The 14,955-nt window shown below is 71.2% G+C and carries 17 protein-coding genes; 3 read left to right on the forward strand and 14 right to left on the reverse strand.

What is annotated here, in order from left to right; translation table 11 throughout:
* The 4 genes from ACWDS7_RS17295 to rplM form a co-directional block, all read right to left on the reverse strand.
* A partial coding sequence (locus tag ACWDS7_RS17295; protein ID WP_451930108.1) for a 2OG-Fe(II) oxygenase occupies positions 1 to 232 on the reverse strand: 232 nt, incomplete at its 3' end.
* A gap of 668 nt (positions 233 to 900) precedes the next feature.
* On the reverse strand, positions 901 to 2,256 hold the full coding sequence (gene glmM / locus ACWDS7_RS17300; RefSeq protein WP_306859552.1) for a phosphoglucosamine mutase: 1,356 nt from the start codon (positions 2,254 to 2,256) through the stop codon (positions 901 to 903).
* Between the two features lies 1 nt (position 2,257).
* Complete coding sequence (gene rpsI / locus ACWDS7_RS17305) at positions 2,258 to 2,776, reverse strand: 30S ribosomal protein S9 (RefSeq protein WP_306859554.1); 519 nt, start codon at positions 2,774 to 2,776, stop codon at positions 2,258 to 2,260.
* 69 nt (positions 2,777 to 2,845) lie between these two features.
* Positions 2,846 to 3,289, reverse strand: coding sequence for a 50S ribosomal protein L13 (gene rplM, locus ACWDS7_RS17310; RefSeq protein WP_012887869.1), 444 nt, complete (start codon positions 3,287 to 3,289; stop codon positions 2,846 to 2,848).
* 355 nt (positions 3,290 to 3,644) lie between these two features.
* Here rplM and ACWDS7_RS17315 point away from each other — a divergent pair, with 355 nt between their 5' ends.
* The 3 genes from ACWDS7_RS17315 (at position 3,645) to ACWDS7_RS17325 (ending at position 8,398) form a co-directional block, all read left to right on the forward strand.
* Positions 3,645 to 4,409 (forward strand): CAP domain-containing protein, encoded by a 765-nt coding sequence (locus ACWDS7_RS17315; protein WP_451930101.1) that lies wholly within the window; start codon positions 3,645 to 3,647, stop codon positions 4,407 to 4,409.
* Between the two features lie 35 nt (positions 4,410 to 4,444).
* Entirely contained in the window at positions 4,445 to 5,629 is a 1,185-nt protein-coding gene (locus ACWDS7_RS17320) for a hypothetical protein (protein ID WP_451930102.1), read from the forward strand.
* A gap of 1,209 nt (positions 5,630 to 6,838) precedes the next feature.
* Positions 6,839 to 8,398, forward strand: a complete 1,560-nt coding sequence (locus ACWDS7_RS17325; protein WP_451930103.1) for a hypothetical protein — start codon at positions 6,839 to 6,841, stop codon at positions 8,396 to 8,398.
* Between the two features lie 12 nt (positions 8,399 to 8,410).
* On the opposite strand, the gene ACWDS7_RS17330 is transcribed toward ACWDS7_RS17325, so the two are convergent.
* The 10 genes from ACWDS7_RS17330 to ACWDS7_RS17375 all read right to left on the reverse strand — a co-directional run bounded on the left by ACWDS7_RS17330 (position 8,411) and on the right by ACWDS7_RS17375 (position 14,792).
* On the reverse strand, positions 8,411 to 9,271 hold the full coding sequence (locus tag ACWDS7_RS17330; RefSeq protein WP_451930109.1) for a tRNA pseudouridine synthase A: 861 nt from the start codon (positions 9,269 to 9,271) through the stop codon (positions 8,411 to 8,413).
* A gap of 303 nt (positions 9,272 to 9,574) precedes the next feature.
* On the reverse strand, positions 9,575 to 10,114 hold the full coding sequence (gene rplQ, locus ACWDS7_RS17335; protein WP_306859564.1) for a 50S ribosomal protein L17: 540 nt from the start codon (positions 10,112 to 10,114) through the stop codon (positions 9,575 to 9,577).
* 87 nt (positions 10,115 to 10,201) lie between these two features.
* On the reverse strand, positions 10,202 to 11,218 hold the full coding sequence (locus ACWDS7_RS17340) for a DNA-directed RNA polymerase subunit alpha (protein WP_189793355.1): 1,017 nt from the start codon (positions 11,216 to 11,218) through the stop codon (positions 10,202 to 10,204).
* A 99-nt stretch (positions 11,219 to 11,317) separates the two neighbouring features.
* Positions 11,318 to 11,944 (reverse strand): 30S ribosomal protein S4, encoded by a 627-nt coding sequence (gene rpsD, locus ACWDS7_RS17345; RefSeq protein ID WP_012887861.1) that lies wholly within the window; start codon positions 11,942 to 11,944, stop codon positions 11,318 to 11,320.
* A 20-nt stretch (positions 11,945 to 11,964) separates the two neighbouring features.
* A complete protein-coding gene (gene rpsK / locus ACWDS7_RS17350) occupies positions 11,965 to 12,369 on the reverse strand; it encodes a 30S ribosomal protein S11 (protein ID WP_012887860.1) in 405 nt (134 codons plus the stop codon).
* A 45-nt stretch (positions 12,370 to 12,414) separates the two neighbouring features.
* Positions 12,415 to 12,795 (reverse strand): 30S ribosomal protein S13, encoded by a 381-nt coding sequence (rpsM, locus tag ACWDS7_RS17355; protein ID WP_306859572.1) that lies wholly within the window; start codon positions 12,793 to 12,795, stop codon positions 12,415 to 12,417.
* Positions 12,796 to 13,005: 210 nt separating this feature from the next.
* Positions 13,006 to 13,119, reverse strand: a complete 114-nt coding sequence (gene rpmJ / locus ACWDS7_RS17360) for a 50S ribosomal protein L36 (RefSeq protein ID WP_003956441.1) — start codon at positions 13,117 to 13,119, stop codon at positions 13,006 to 13,008.
* Positions 13,120 to 13,143: 24 nt separating this feature from the next.
* Positions 13,144 to 13,365 carry a translation initiation factor IF-1 gene (gene infA, locus ACWDS7_RS17365; protein ID WP_012887858.1) on the reverse strand — a complete coding sequence of 74 codons (222 nt, stop codon included), beginning with the start codon at positions 13,363 to 13,365 and terminating at the stop codon, positions 13,144 to 13,146.
* A 185-nt stretch (positions 13,366 to 13,550) separates the two neighbouring features.
* Entirely contained in the window at positions 13,551 to 14,132 is a 582-nt protein-coding gene (locus ACWDS7_RS17370) for a class F sortase (protein WP_451930104.1), read from the reverse strand.
* A 153-nt stretch (positions 14,133 to 14,285) separates the two neighbouring features.
* Positions 14,286 to 14,792, reverse strand: a complete 507-nt coding sequence (locus ACWDS7_RS17375) for a hypothetical protein (protein WP_306859591.1) — start codon at positions 14,790 to 14,792, stop codon at positions 14,286 to 14,288.
* Positions 14,793 to 14,955 lie beyond the last annotated feature (163 nt).

Here is a 14,955-nt window from a genome sequence, read left to right on the forward strand (position 1 = left end):
CGACGCCGGGCTCGTCCAGGCCGATGACGACCTGCAGGGGGAAGACGAGGTCGCCGTACAGGTCGCGGTGGAGGGCGTTCCAGTCGCCCTGGCGGCGCCCATGACCGTTCCCACCCGCGGGTCCGCCACCTCGGCCAGGCCGGGGACGGGGACAGCGATGGACAAAGGAACGCCAATCCCTTGATTGCTCATGACGGTGACGGCTCTCCGCCCGCGGGGCCCTCGCGGACAGGGCACCGCGGTGGCCTGCGGACCCCGGGGCGTCCGCCGGTGCCGACCGGCCGGGTGTGACGACGGTCCGGCCCGGCCCGTCTCGGTGAGGGCCGCGTGCTCGGCAGGAGCCGGCGGAGGCAGGGAGCGCCCTCGACGGGCGCTGGGGAGCGGGCGGGGATCAGCCCGTCGGACCGGCCGCCGTGACCACGGACGCGCCTACGGGCACGGGCCGTCTGGAAAGCGCCCGCCGAACTGTGCAGGATGCCAGCATTCGTCCCTCATCCGTTCGCCAGCGGCGTCCCTGGAAGGGAGCCTCGTCTCTGTCCGCCGGTGGCGTCCTCGGAAGGATCTCCACCGCGATCACTCAGAGTTTCCGATCAGCCACTTTGCGTGTCAACGAAGGAGAAATGTCGGCGTGGCGCAGGATGGGGACACATCGGCGGCCGCGGCTCATGCGGCGGTGACGGCGGTGCCGCCACGGCGGCAGCGGGACATTGCACACTCAACCCACCCGAACGGCGCCGTTCCACGGCTGCCCGCCAAAGGGGGGCGCGGCAGCGAGTGCCCTGGTACGGCGGGGCGGCCGTGGCCGTCGTCCGGCCCGGCCGTCCCACACCTTGACCGAGCGATGAACTCCAGCCACCCTGCCCTCGCCCGGCGCGCGCCGGGCGAGGGTCACGGGCGTGTTCAGACGCAGGCCGTACGGACGACGTCCGCCAGACGGCCCGCCATCAGCTCGGCCTGCTCGGCCGAGGCGGCCTCGACCATGACGCGGATCATCGGCTCGGTGCCGCTCGGGCGGATCAGCACCCGGCCGGTCTCCCCCAGCTCCGACTCCGCCGCCGCGACCGCGGCCGACAGCTCCGGAACCGAGGCCTTCGCCCGGTCCACGTCCTTGACGTTGATCAGGATCTGCGGCAGCCGGGTCATCACCGACGCCAGCTCCGCCAGCGACCGGCCCTCACGCGCCATGACCGCCAGCAGCTGGAGCGAGGTCAGCAGACCGTCTCCGGTGGTGGCGTGGTCGAGCATGAGGACGTGACCGGACTGCTCCCCGCCGAGGTTGTAGCTGCCGGCCTTCATGGCCTCCAGCACGTAACGGTCGCCCACGGCGGTCTCGACCACGTCGATGCCCGCGTTCTTCATCGCGAGCTTGAAGCCCAGGTTGGACATGACCGTGGCGACCACGGTGTCTCCCGCCAGCTCCCCCCGGGCGTGCATCGCCAGGGCGAGCACGGCCATGATCTGGTCGCCGTCGACCACCTCGCCGGTGTGCGAGACCGCCAGGCAGCGGTCGGCGTCGCCGTCGTAGGCGATCCCGACGTCCGCGTTGCGGGAGACGACGACCTGCTGGAGCTTGTCCAGGTGGGTGGAGCCCACCCCGGCGTTGATGTTGAGGCCGTCGGGGCGCGCCCCGATGGTCTCCACCGTCGCGCCGGCCCTGCGCAGCGCCTCGGGGGCCACCGTGTGGGCGGCGCCGTGGGCGCAGTCGAGGACCACGTTCAGGCCGGTCAGGTCACCGGAGAGCGTGGACAGCACGTGGGACACGTAACGGTCGGCTTCGCCGTGCGCGTCGCGCACGCGGCCGACCGAAGCGCCGACAGGGCGCTCCCACTTCTCACCGAGCCGCTGCTCGATCTCGTTCTCCACCGCGTCGGGCAGCTTGTAGCCGCCGCGGGTGAGGAACTTGATCCCGTTGTCCGGGGCGGGGTTGTGGGAGGCGGAGATCATCACGCCCATGTCGGCTCCGAGAGCCGTGGTGAGGTATGCGACCGCCGGGGTGGGCAGCACGCCGAGCCGGAGAACATCCACGCCAGACGACGCAAGGCCGGCGACCACAGCGGCCTCCAGGAATTCTCCTGAAGCCCGCGGGTCCCGGCCCACGACGGCGACGGGGCGGCTGTGCCGCCCGGCGCTGGCATTGAACGCCCCGGCATCGCCGAGGACATGAGCCGCGGCCACGGACAGGTCCATGGCGAGCTCGGCCGTGAGGTCGCTCCCCGCGACCCCACGTACCCCGTCGGTGCCGAAAAGGCGCCCCAACTTAACGCTTGCTGTACTGCGGAGCCTTGCGGGCCTTCTTGAGACCGTACTTCTTGCGCTCGGTGGCGCGGGCGTCACGGGTCAGGAAGCCGGCCTTCTTCAGCGGAGGACGGTTGACCTCGACGTCCAGGATGGCCAGCGCGCGGGCGAGGCCCATGCGCAGGGCACCGGCCTGGCCGGTCACGCCGCCGCCGCTGATGCGGGCGATGACGTCGAACTGGTCCTCGGCGCCGAGCACCACGAAGGGCTCGTTGACGATCTGCTGGTGGACCTTGTTCGGGAAGTAGCCGTCAAGCGGGCGGCCGTTGATCGTCCACTTGCCGGTGCCCGGCACGATGCGGACGCGGGCGACGGACTCCTTACGGCGACCCGTGCCGTAGGAGTTGCCCGTGGTGATGGGCTTACGGACGGCGGCCTCGCCGCTGACAGTGGACTCGGAGGTGTACTCGGAGGGGAACTCCTCCGGGGAGTACTCCTGCTCGGCCTCGATGGGCGTCTCGACACCGGTGGACTCAGCCACGGTTCTCCTCTTACTTTCCTACTCGGCGTCGGCCGTCGGCCAACGCTGCTGGCGATAAGCAGCTAGCGACTACTGGGCGATCTGGGTGAGCTCGAAGGGCACCGGCTGCTGGGCCTGGTGCGGGTGCTCAGAGCCGGCGTAGACCTTGAGCTTCTTGATCATCTTCCGGCCGAGGGCGTTCTTGGGGAGCATGCCCTTGACGGCCTTCTCGACGGCGCGGTCGGGGCGCTTCTCCATGAGCTCGCCATAGGTCACCGAACGCAGACCACCGGGGTAGCCCGAGTGACGGTAGGCCTTCTTCTGCTCGAGCTTGTTGCCGGTCAGCGCAACCTTGTCGGCGTTGATGATGATGACGAAGTCACCGGTGTCGACGTGGTTGGCGAAGGTCGGCTTGTGCTTACCGCGAAGCAGGATCGCGACGTGGCTGGCCAGCCGGCCAAGCACGATGTCGGTGGCGTCGATGATGTGCCACTGACGCTCGACTTCGGCAGGCTTGGGTGTGTACGTGCGCACGGTCGTATGCCTTCTTTGCTCGCGTCTTCGGCGCTGTCGGAACTGACAGCAACGTGGTCGGTAGGTGCGGGCACACGACAGCCCGGACCTCCCGTCTCCCTGAAGGGAGATGACGCCGGACGCGCCGCGTATCGGTCTGCTGAGGGAGACCAATTCGCACACAACGAACTAGCAGGATACCGGCGCGGACGAGCATGGGTCAAAAAGACGCGACTCTTAGCCGGTGTCCCTGGGCAGTCTACCGGCGACAGGGGACTGGTCGGGAACGGCACACTCGGCCCGCACAGAACGGTTCCGACACTTTCTCGACATTCTCTTCTTCCTCAAAGCAAACATCTCTATCTTTGACAGCGGTATGTGGCAGCCCACTCACCCCCGGCATGCCCAGCGGACCAGCCTGCGCCGCATGGGGCTGTTCGCGTGCCTCATGACGGTGCTGCTGCTGGGCTTCCTCATCGGCCGTGGCAGCCGCGGCGAGGAGACCCCCAGCCAGATCTACCTGAACAACGCCGGGCCGACGGAGCCGACGCCCACCGCCGCGACCGCCGGACGGCTCGGCCGCCGCGCCCCGCTCGCCCGGGTCGCCCGTCCCTCCGCCACCCCCGTGACGACGACGCGGCAGCCCACACCACGCACCACCCGGGCCGCCCGCGACCCGCTCGACGAATACGCCGACGGCGACTCCCACTACATCCTCAACGGCGAGGGAGGACCGGACACCTCCGCCGTCTCCACCCCCCTGACCGCGATGGAGAAGGCGATCATCCGCCTCACCAACGCCGAGCGCCGGCGGCACGGCTGCGCTCCGCTCCGCGTCGACAGGCGGCTGGTCGCCTCGGCCAGGAGCCACTCGGAGGAGATGGCCAAGAGCGGCACCTTCTCCCACAACTCCCCCGACGGCGCCTCGCCCTGGGAGCGGATGGAGGCCGCCGGCTACCGCGACGGAGGCGCGGAGAACATCGGTCGCGGCTACGCCTCGGCCACCGAGACGGTGCGGAGCTGGATGGCCACCAGCAGCCACCGGGGCAACATCCTCAACTGCAAGCTGACCGCCACCGGCGTCGGGACGATGGAGGGCCCGGGCGGTCCCTGGTGGACACAGGACTTCGGCTACTCCTGAGCCAATCGGCTCCGATCCCGGGCTAGTCTCGGCGCATGGGTTTTCCCGGGGAGCCGCCGCGCCGCCAGCCGTACGTCCAGCCTGACGCGTCGCCACCCGCACAGGGTGAGCGCTGGTTCGAGCCCGCACCGCAGGGCCACAGTCCCGGCGGCCCCGGTGCCGCGCCCTACGGCCGCGATCGTGACGGTTTCGACGCCGCTCCCCATGGCCGCGGCCCGGACGGTTTCGACGCCGGGCCGTACGACCGCGGCCCGGACGCGCCCCACGGCCACGGCCCGGACGGTTTCGACGCCGGGCCGTACGGCCATGGCCCGGAGGCGCCCCACGGCCACGGCCCGGACGGTTTCGACGCCGGGCCGTACGGCCATGGCCCGGAGGCCGGATCCCACGGCCGCGGCCCGGACGGCCCCGCGACGCCGGCCAGGCCCGCCCGGCCCGGGCGGCAGGAGCCGCCGCAGGAGCCCCGGCAGGCGATGTGGAGCCCCTACGACGAGGGCCCGCGCTCCCGGCGGCCGATCTTCATCGCGGTCGGCGCGCTCGGCGTGCTGGTCGCCGGAGGCGTCGGCCTGGCCATGCTCGCCAACTCCGACCCGGCCCCGCAGTCCGCTACGGCGAGCCCGCCGTCCCGGATCTCCAACGCGCCGGTCCCCAACAACCCGGGCGACAAGTTCGGGTTCGCCGCCTCCCGCACCACCGACCCCTATCCGCTGACGCTGAAGGAGGTGTTCAAGCGCGCGAATGTGTCACACGGCGGCCGGCGCTACCTGATGACCATCAGCAGGCTCGACAAGAAGTGCAAGGACGCCGTGGTGGGCAGCAAGCTGCAGAAGGCCCTCACCGCGGGCAAGTGCACCCAGATCCTGCGCGCCAGCTTCCGCGACGCCTCAGGAAAGATCATCGGCACCGTGGGGGTCGCCAACCTCAGGACGTCGGCGGCGGCCTCCAAGGTCGTCTCGGTCGGAGCCGGCAAGTCCCGGGAGGAATACCTCAAGGCGCTTCCAGGCAAGGATAAAGTCACCAAATTTCTCGGCACGGGAGAGGCGTTCGCGGGCGGATGGACCCACGGGCACTACGCCGTGATGGTCTGGTTCCAGTACAAGGACGGCCACCTGCCGAAGAAGACCGAGGTCAAGAAGCTCAACCAGGCGGCCTTCGGGGCCGCCGACGCCACCGTCTCGCCCGCTCTGGAGTCCCGCTCGCTGACCGGGAGACGGCCCTGAGCGGTGGCTTGTCCCCCTCGATTTCCGCCGCAGAACCGGCGGGCGATACGGCCGGGAACGCCCATACCCGCATGACGATCTCCGGCTATCGCTACGCTTCGACGTATGCGTGGCCAGGAATCCGGGTCCGAGCACGAACGCGTAGCCGAGGGTTCGGCCGCACCGGCGACGCCTCCGCCGAGTTTCGGCCAGCCTTCGCCGCACGTGCCCCAGACCGATCTCACAGGTGACGATCAGCCCTACGACCCCTCGGCGTGGCCGACGCCGGCACCCGGGACCACCCAGCCGTGGACGGTCCCCGGTGACAACGGCGCCCCCTACGACTGGTTCGCCGACCCCGAGGACGACCTCCCCACCCCGTGGCCCGGCGCGCCGCGGCCTGACCGTCCCGCGTCTCCGGAGCCACCGGGGCCGGCGCGGTCCGACCTCCCCCGCCCGGACCCCCAGCTCCCGCCCTGGGCCGGCTCCCCGGCCCCCGGCGAGCCGGCTCCTCCGCCGTGGACGGCGGCACCCGCCCCCGGCCCGTCCGGACCGCAGTGGTCAGGGCCGCCCACGCCCGGTGGACCCTCCGCCCCACAGTGGGCCGAACCCTCCGCACCCGGCGGACCCTCCACCCCACAGTGGGCCGAACCCTCCGCACCCGGCACCCCGTCCAGGCCACCCGTCCCCGGCGGACCGGCACCCCAACCATGGGCAGGCGCACCCGCCCCCGGCCCGTCCAACCCCTCCGGCCCGCAGTGGGCCGAGCCGCCCATGCCCGGCGGACCCTCCGCCCCGCAGTGGGCCGAGCCCTCCGCACCCGGCACTCCGTCCAGGCCACCCGTCCCCGGCGGACCGGCACCCCAACCATGGGCAGGCGCACCCGCCCCCGGCCCGTCCAACCCCTCCACCCCGCAGTGGGCCGAGCCCTCCGCACCCGGCACCCCGTCCGGGCCACCCCCACCCGTCCCCGGCCCTTCCGGACCGCGGTGGTCAGGGCCGCCCGCACCCGGCGGACCCTCCGCCCCGCAGTGGGCCGAGCCGCCCATGCCCGGCGGGCCCTCCGGACCACCAGCACCCGGCCCGTCCAACCCGTCCGGGCCGCAGTGGTCAGGGCCGCCCGCACCCGGCGGGCCGTCCAGTCCCTCCGGAGCGCAGTGGCCGGGGCCGTCCGCGCCTCCGGGGCCGTCCGGGCCGCCCGGCGCCCCACCGCTGTCCAACGCGCCGATCGTGCCCGGGGCACCGCCGTGGCAGCCGCCGCCGGCCTTCACGGCCGCCGCCGCGGGCATGCAGGTGTGGCCCTCCTCTCCGGACGCCCCTGGCACCCCGCAGTGGCCCGCGGCCACCGGTGAGCCGGTCTGGTCCGACTCCGATGAGACGGCCGCCGGTCCGGGCGGGGCCGGTGACGTCGCCGTCTGGCCGCCCGACCCGGACGGCCTCGACGAGAACACCGTCAACGTCCGTGCGGCCATGTCCGCCGTACCGGGTCACCAGGGGCCCGCGAGCCCCCCGCCCCCTCCGGGGCCGGACCCGCATGCCCACGCCTCGGGAGCCGTCTCCGGCCCGGTGCCACCGTCCGGGCCGGACGCCGCCCTCACCCCTCCGGGGCCGGATGTCTCCACCGCTCCCACCGTGGCTGGAGCGGGCGCTCAGCCTCCCGTCCCGCTGCCCGCGCCCGGAGCGGCCACCCAGCCCTCGGTGCCCGCGCCCGCCGCGCAGAGCCCGGCCTCCCAGCCGGAGCCGACGCCCCAGGCGCCCCCGCCGTCCGCTGAGTCCGTCACCGGCACCCCGGCGCCGTCCCCCGCTCCAGCGGACCAGTCCGCCGACTCGGCCGCGCGGTCCCCCGAACCCGAGATGCCGGCGCTGCCACCGCCGCCCGGGGACCAGCCCACCCCGCCGGGCGGCATACCGATGATCGCTCCGCCGTTCCCGAACGTCCCGGCGTCGACGGCGCCGGCGGCACCGCAGTCGGGGCCCTCGACCGGGGTCATGGAGCTGCGCGGCCCGTTCACCCCGCCCTCGGCGGTCGTGTCCGAGGTCGTGGCCGCTCCCCCCGCCCCGCCGGGCCGCAGCAGGACCGCCACCCTGCTGATCGCGGCCGTGGTGGCGGTCGTGGTCGGCGGCATCGGCACCGGCGCCTTCTTCGCCTACCAGTCGTTCAGCGGCAAGGAGACCGCCGGCGCGGCCCCGTCGGCGGTCTCCACCCCCGAGGCCGTCGACCCCACCGAGGATCCCGCTCCGGACGAGCCCGAACCGGTGAACACCACGATGCTCAACTCCGAGAAGACCGACCCCGGCAAGATGACCGTGGCCGACGCCTTCAGCAAGAAGGTCACCCTGGCCGGGACGACTTTCGTCCGGGTCAAGACCGACGTCACCCAGCAGTGCCAGAAGGCGGCGGCCGGCAAGTTCGCCAGCGCGCTGCGCAGCAAGGACTGCCGCCGGGTGCTGCGGGCCACATACGTCGACAGCAAGCGGAAGTACGCCGTGACCACGGGGATCGCGGTGCTGCCCACCCGGGAGTCCGCCGTCGAGGTCGACCAGGCCAAGAACCTCGGCAGCAACCTGTGGTTCCGCGGCCTGCCGGGCACCCCGGGCACCGGCGCCGAGCGCGTGCACATCGCGGGCGGTTACGCGGCCGGGCTGGTGTGGGGCCGCTACATCGTGTTCAGCTACGCCACCTTCAGCGACGGTCACACCCCGACGGCGAAGGAGAAAAACCTCGGCAAGGTCAGCGGCGCCTTCCGCGACCAGACCACCAAGGTCATCGAGCGCCGCGTGACGAGCTGAGCCAGGCGTCCGTCAGACGCTGAGCGTGCGCACCCGGCGGGTCTCCACGGCCCGCCGGGCCAGCTCCCCGGCCCCGGGGTAGCGCACCTCCTCCAGGCAGAGGCCATGCGCCGGTGCCACGTGCACCCCGGAGTCCCGTACGGCCCGCGTGAGCACCTGTCCGGGCCAGTCCACCGGGAGGCGTCCCTCCCCGACGGGCAGCAGCGACCCGATGAGGGCCCGGACCATCGAGTGGCAGAACGCGTCGGCCACCACTGTCGCGACGAGGAGGCCGTCCTCCTGGACCCAGTCGAGCCGCTGCAGCTCGCGGATCGTGGTCGCGCCCTCGCGCTTCTTGCAGAAGGCGGCGAAGTCGTGCTCGCCCAGCAGGGCGGCCGCGGCCGCGTTCAACCGGTCGAGGTCGAGCGGCCGGGCGTACCAGAGGACCTCGCGGCGGCGGAGCGGGTCGACGCCGCCCGGAGCGTCGCAGACCCGGTAGGCGTAGCGCCGTGACATCGCGGAGAATCGTGCGTCAAAGCCCTCAGGAGCCACCGTAACGCGATAAATCCTGACATCGGGGGGCAGAACCCCGGCCAGCCGTCTACGGAGGCTGGAGAGCCTCTCATCGATGTCCGCCGGGATCCCGGTCCCGGAGCCGGCGGCCGTCGCGGAGAGGGAGTCGGCCGCCATCCGGGCGGAGGCGGCCCCAGGGTCCGCCCCGGCGCCGGAGTCCGCCCCGCGAGCGGGAGCCGTCGCGGGGACAGAAGCCGTCGCGGAAGCGGGAGCCGTCGCGGAGCCGGAGCCGGTCTCAGAGGCCGGCCCGGAGGCGGCGGCCCTCCCGGGGGCCGAGCCCCCCGTGGAGGCGACGGCCCGGCGGCTGTGCCTGGTCTCCAGCGCCTCGAACGCCCCGGCCTCCAGATCCACGTGGGCCACCTGACCCCGGGCGTGCACGCCGGCGTCGGTCCGCCCGGCGACGGTCAGCGCCGGCGGCTCGGGGAGCCGGAGAATCTTGCCGAGCGCCCCCTCGATCTCCCCCTGGACCGTCCGCCGGCCCGGCTGCTTCGCCCAGCCGGAGAAGTCGGTGCCGTCGTATGCGAGATCCAGGCGCAGCCGTACCACGATGTTCCTCCCGGAGAACGGAACGGGCCCGGCACCTCCCGCGAGGGAGCGCCGGGCCCGTTCACCGGACCTGAAAGATCAGGCGTTGTCCTTCTTGGCCTCGGCCTCGGTCTCCTCGGCGGGAGCCTCGGCGCTCTCCTCGGCGGCCTTCGGCTCCTCGGTGACCTCGGCGGTCTCCTCGGCCTTGGGCTCCTCCGCCTTGGGGGCCTCGGCGGCAGCCGGAGCGGCGGCCGGGACCTTGCCGGTGCGGACCGTGTTCAGCGGCTCGGAGACCAGCTCGATGACGGCCATGGGAGCGGCGTCACCCTTACGGGCGCCGATCTTCGTGATGCGGGTGTAGCCACCGGGACGCTCGGCGAAGGTCGGTGCGATCTCCGTGAACAGGTGGTGGACCACGCCCTTGTCACGGACGACGGTCAGCACCTGGCGACGGTTGTGCATGTCGCCCTTCTTCGCCTTGGTGATCAGCCGCTCCGCCAGCGGGCGCAGGCGCTTGGCCTTGGCCACGGTGGTCGTGATCCGACCGTGCTGGAACAGCTGGGTGGCGAGGTTCGACAGGATCAGCCGCTCGTGAGCCGGGCTTCCGCCGAGACGGGCACCCTTTGCGGGCTGAGGCATTTCGTTCTCCTTGAGAGTGAACCCGCCCCGGCCGTACTAGGTACCGGGGTCGGGCCGGGGAGTCGCTCGATCCCCGTTACAGAAAAATCAGTACTGCTCGGTCTCGACGTACGCGCTGTCGTCGTCGTCGTAGCCGCCGCCGGCCACCGCGCTGGGGTCGAACCCGGGCGGGGAGTCCTTCAGCGCGAGCGTCATCTCGTGCAGCTTCTGCTTGACCTCTTCGATGGACTTGGCACCGAAGTTACGGATGTCCAGCAGGTCCTGCTCGCTGCGGGCCACGAGCTCACCCACGGTGTGGATGCCCTCGCGCTTGAGGCAGTTGTAGGAGCGGACCGTGAGGTTCAGCTCCTCGATCGGCAGCGCCAGGTCGGCGGCCAGGGCCGCGTCCGTCGGCGACGGGCCGATGTCGATGCCCTCGGCCTCGACGTTCAGCTCGCGGGCGAGACCGAACAGCTCGACGAGGGTCTTACCGGCCGAGGCCACCGCGTCGCGGGGCTTCATGCACGGCTTGGTCTCGACGTCCAGGATCAGACGGTCGAAGTCGGTGCGCTGCTCGACACGGGTCGCCTCGACCTTGTAGGTGACCTTGAGCACCGGGGAGTAGATGGAGTCGATCGGGATACGGCCGATCTCCTGGCCCGGCTGCTTGTTCTGCGCCGCGGAGACGTAGCCGCGACCGCGCTCGACGGTCAGCTCCATCTCCAGCTTCGCCTTGCCGTTGAGGGTGGCGATGCGCAGCTCGGGGTTGTGCACCTCGACACCGGCCGGGGGCGCGATGTCGGCGGCGGTGACGTCGCCGGGGCCCTGCTTGCGCAGGTACATCACCACGGGCTCGTCGTGCTCGGAGGAGACGACCAGTTCCTTGAGGTTGAGGATGATGTCGGTGACATCCTCCTTGACGCCCGGGACGGTCGAGAACTCGTGCAGCACGCCCTCGATGCGGATGCTGGTCACGGCCGCGCCCGGGATGGACGACAGCAGCGTGCGCCGCAGCGAGTTGCCGATGGTGTAGCCGAAGCCCGGCTCCAGCGGCTCGATGATGAACTTGGACCGGGTCTCCTCGAGGGACTCCTCAAGGAGGGTCGGCCGCTGAGCGATCAGCATGTGGGATCTCCCCTTGCATGGCGGCGCCCGCTATTTGACGCCGCTCGAAACAACAGCATAGGTGCCGTACGGCGGACCGCACGGCACCCCTGTGAGCTACTACTTGGAGTAGAGCTCGACGATCAGCTGCTCCTGGACCTGGGTGTCGATCTGCTGACGGACCGGGAGCTGGTGGATCAGGACGCGCATGGCCTCCGGGGCCACGCCCAGCCAGGCCGGGAACGTCTTGTCACCGGAGGTGGCGCGGGCCACCTCGTAGGGCAGAAGGTTGCGCGAGCGCTCGCGGACCTCGACGATGTCGTGCTCGCGGACGCGGTACGACGGGATGTCGACCTTCTTGCCGTTCACCAGGATGTGGCCGTGACGGACCTGCTGGCGGGCGGCGTCGCGGGACTCGGCGAAACCGGCGCGGTAGACCACGTTGTCGAGACGGCTCTCCAGGATCTGGAGGAGGTTCTCGCCGGTCTTGCCGCCCTTGCGGTTGGCTTCCTCGTAGTAGTTGCGGAACTGCTTCTCGAGGATGCCGTAGATGCGGCGGGTCTTCTGCTTCTCCCGGAGCTGGAGCTGGTACTCCGACTCCTTCGGACGGCCGCGGCCGTGCTCACCCGGCGGGTAAGGACGGATCTCGATGGGGCACTTCGCGGACTCGCACTTCTTGCCCTTGAGGAAGAGCTTGGTCTTCTCCCGACGGCAGAGCTTGCAGTCCGCACCCGTGTAACGAGCCATTTTCTATCTTCTCCTGGGCGTCAGACGCGACGGCGCTTGGGCGGACGGCAGCCGTTGTGCGGCACGGGGGTGACGTCCTGAATGGAGCCAACCTCGAGGCCGGTCGCCTGCAGCGAACGGATGGCGGTCTCACGGCCGGAACCGGGGCCCTTGACGAAGACGTCGACCTTGCGCATGCCGTGCTCCATGGCGCGGCGAGCGGCGTTCTCGGCGGCCATCTGCGCGGCGAACGGGGTGGACTTACGGGAGCCCTTGAACCCGACGTGGCCGGCGCTGGCCCAGGAGATCACGTTCCCGCTCGGGTCGGTGATCGAGACGATCGTGTTGTTGAACGTGCTCTTGATGTGGGCGTGCCCGTGAGCGACGTTCTTCTTTTCCTTGCGGCGCACCTTCTTCGGGGCACCCTGGCGGCTCTTAGGAGGCATTCTTTGCCTTCACTCCTGAGGTCTTCGGTCCTGCGGCTGCGCGGACTACTTCTTACCGGGCTTCTTCTTGCCGGCCACGGTCTTCTTCTTGCCCTTACGGGTGCGCGCGTTGGTCTGCGTACGCTGACCGTGCACGGGAAGGCCACGGCGGTGCCGGATGCCCTGGTAGCACTGAATCTCGATCTTGCGACGGATGTCGGCCTGAACCTCGCGACGGAGGTCACCCTCGATCTTGAAGTTCGCCTCGATGTAGTCACGCAGCGGGACGAGCTCCTCGTCCGTGAGCTGGTGGACACGGAGGTCGCCGTTCACGCCGGTGGCCTTGAGGGTCTCGAGCGCACGGGTGCGGCCGATTCCGAAAATGTAGGTGAGAGCGATCTCCAGCCGCTTGTCGCGGGGGAGGTCGACGCCAACCAGGCGAGCCATGGTCGGGCATTCTCCTTCTTTGTGGCGGAGGTCCTGCGCCTCACTTCCCCTCCCCATGCCCGGGGTGAGGGCCCCGGCCTCCGACCGGGGGTCTCCTGCGTGGTCCGGCCTCCGGCCGCCTTCGCAGGTGTGAAGCGCGATTACTTTGCGGCCTCACATGGCTCGAGCCCGCCACCAGGAGCGGACTCTTGCAAGACCTGTTATCTGTGACTAGCCCTGACGCTGCTTGTGGCGCAGGTTGTCGCAGATCACCATGACGCGACCGTGCCGGCGGATCACCTTGCACTTGTCGCAGATCTTCTTGACGCTCGGCTTGACCTTCATAGTCCTTATTCGTCCCTCAGACGCTTACTTGTATCGGTAGACGATCCGCCCACGACTGAGGTCGTAGGGGCTCAGTTCGACGACAACCCTGTCGTCAGGAAGGATCCGGATGTAGTGCATCCGCATCCGCCCGCTGATGTGGGCCAGGACCTTATGGCCGTTGTCGAGCTGCACCCGGAACATCGCGTTCGGGAGCGACTCAACCACAGTGCCCTCGATCTCGATGGCGCCGTCCTTCTTGGCCATGTCCCTCGCGTTTCACTGATCGGTCGTCTGAGGCTTCGGAACACTAAGCAGCCGCGACCCAGCGCTTCGATGAGAGCGGCGGTTGCGAAACCGCCGATGCGCAATGGTCATAGTGAACCGAAAAAGGAGTGTACGGCACCGGGCGAGGAAATGCGAAACACACGGCCGGTACCTCGACACAACCGCTACTCAGGATACCCCAGATCCGAGGTGAGATACCCCGCACGGTACCGCGCGTGCACGATCACATTGTCATCGTAGGAGCGTCTGACCTGGTCGAAACTGCCGCCACAGGTCACCAGCCGCAGCCGCCTCTCCTCCGTCGAACCGTACACTCGATCGGCGGGGAAGCGGTCCTTGGGCGCCTGCTCCAGCCGCTCCACCGCGAAGACCGCCACGGTCCCGTCCCCGCGCGCCACCGCGATGGAGTCCCCCGGCCTGAGCTCGTCGAGCCGGGCGAACACCGCGGGCCCGGTCCTGGTGTCGAGGTGGCCGACGATGACCGCCGAGCCCGGCTCGCCGGGGGTCGGGCCCGCCCCGTACCAGCCCGCGACGTCGGCGTGGTCGAGCGGCGGTACAGCGAGCGTGCCGTCGCCCTTCAGCCCCAGCACCACCAGCGGAGCGTTCACCCCGATACTCGGGATCACGACGCGCGTCGGCTCGCCACGGCCCAGCCCCCACCCGAGCGGTGTCGGCAGGCCCGCTCCGCCGGACCCGTCCCGCCCGGCCACGGCCCGTCCGGGCTGCGCGCCCGCCGGAATGGTCACCGGCCGCCCATGCCCGTCCTCCGGAACGGCGGCGGCGCAGCCCGCCGCCAGCGCCAGGCCCGGGAGCGCGCGCAGGAGACGGCTGGGTCCGTGCCCGCCCGGAACGAGGCCCCGCCGATGCCCAGCATGAAATGTCCAGGCGGGCACGGAGGTCTAGTGATCGCTCCGCCGGCGGCGTCCGCGCGCCAGCGCGAAGCCCGCGCCCAGGGCCGTCATGACCGCGACCAGTGATCCGAAGATCCAGGCGGTACGGGCGGCGTCGTCGGCGACGGTCATCGCGAGGCCGCCGCCGCCGGTGTCCGGACCGCTGGTCGGGTGGGTGTCGTCGACCACGAAAGTGCCGTTGTACGGCCCGCCCTGGATGCAGCGGACGGTGATGGCGTAGGTGCCGGGGGCGGCGTGCGGGCTGATCCGCGCGCTGCCCTGCATGGCGTGGGCGTGCTGGCTGAGCCGCGCCGCGGTGGCGCGGAAGGCCGCCGAGTACGCGGTCGCCGGACTGTCGCACGGGCCCGAGGAGATGCTGACCCGCTGTCCCGGCCGGGCGGTCGACGGCGTGACCTCGACATCCCCGATACCGGTCATACCGGTGGCGAACACGACGGCCACCACGCTGCCCAGCACGGCTCCGGCCGTCGCCAGCGGGTCTCGACCGAGGCCCATCGCCCACCCCCACCTCACGGCCGGCTCAGCGGCCTGCCCAGACAACGATCATCTACCCGGTCCGGCCCGGGCCAACTGCCGCCGGCGGTAAAGCTCTGACACAACGCGGAAGACCCCCCGATGACCATGCATCGGGGGGTCCGGATGTGGCCCGCGCGGCGGC

The sequence above is a fragment of the Streptosporangium sp. NPDC003464 genome (assembly GCF_053588315.1).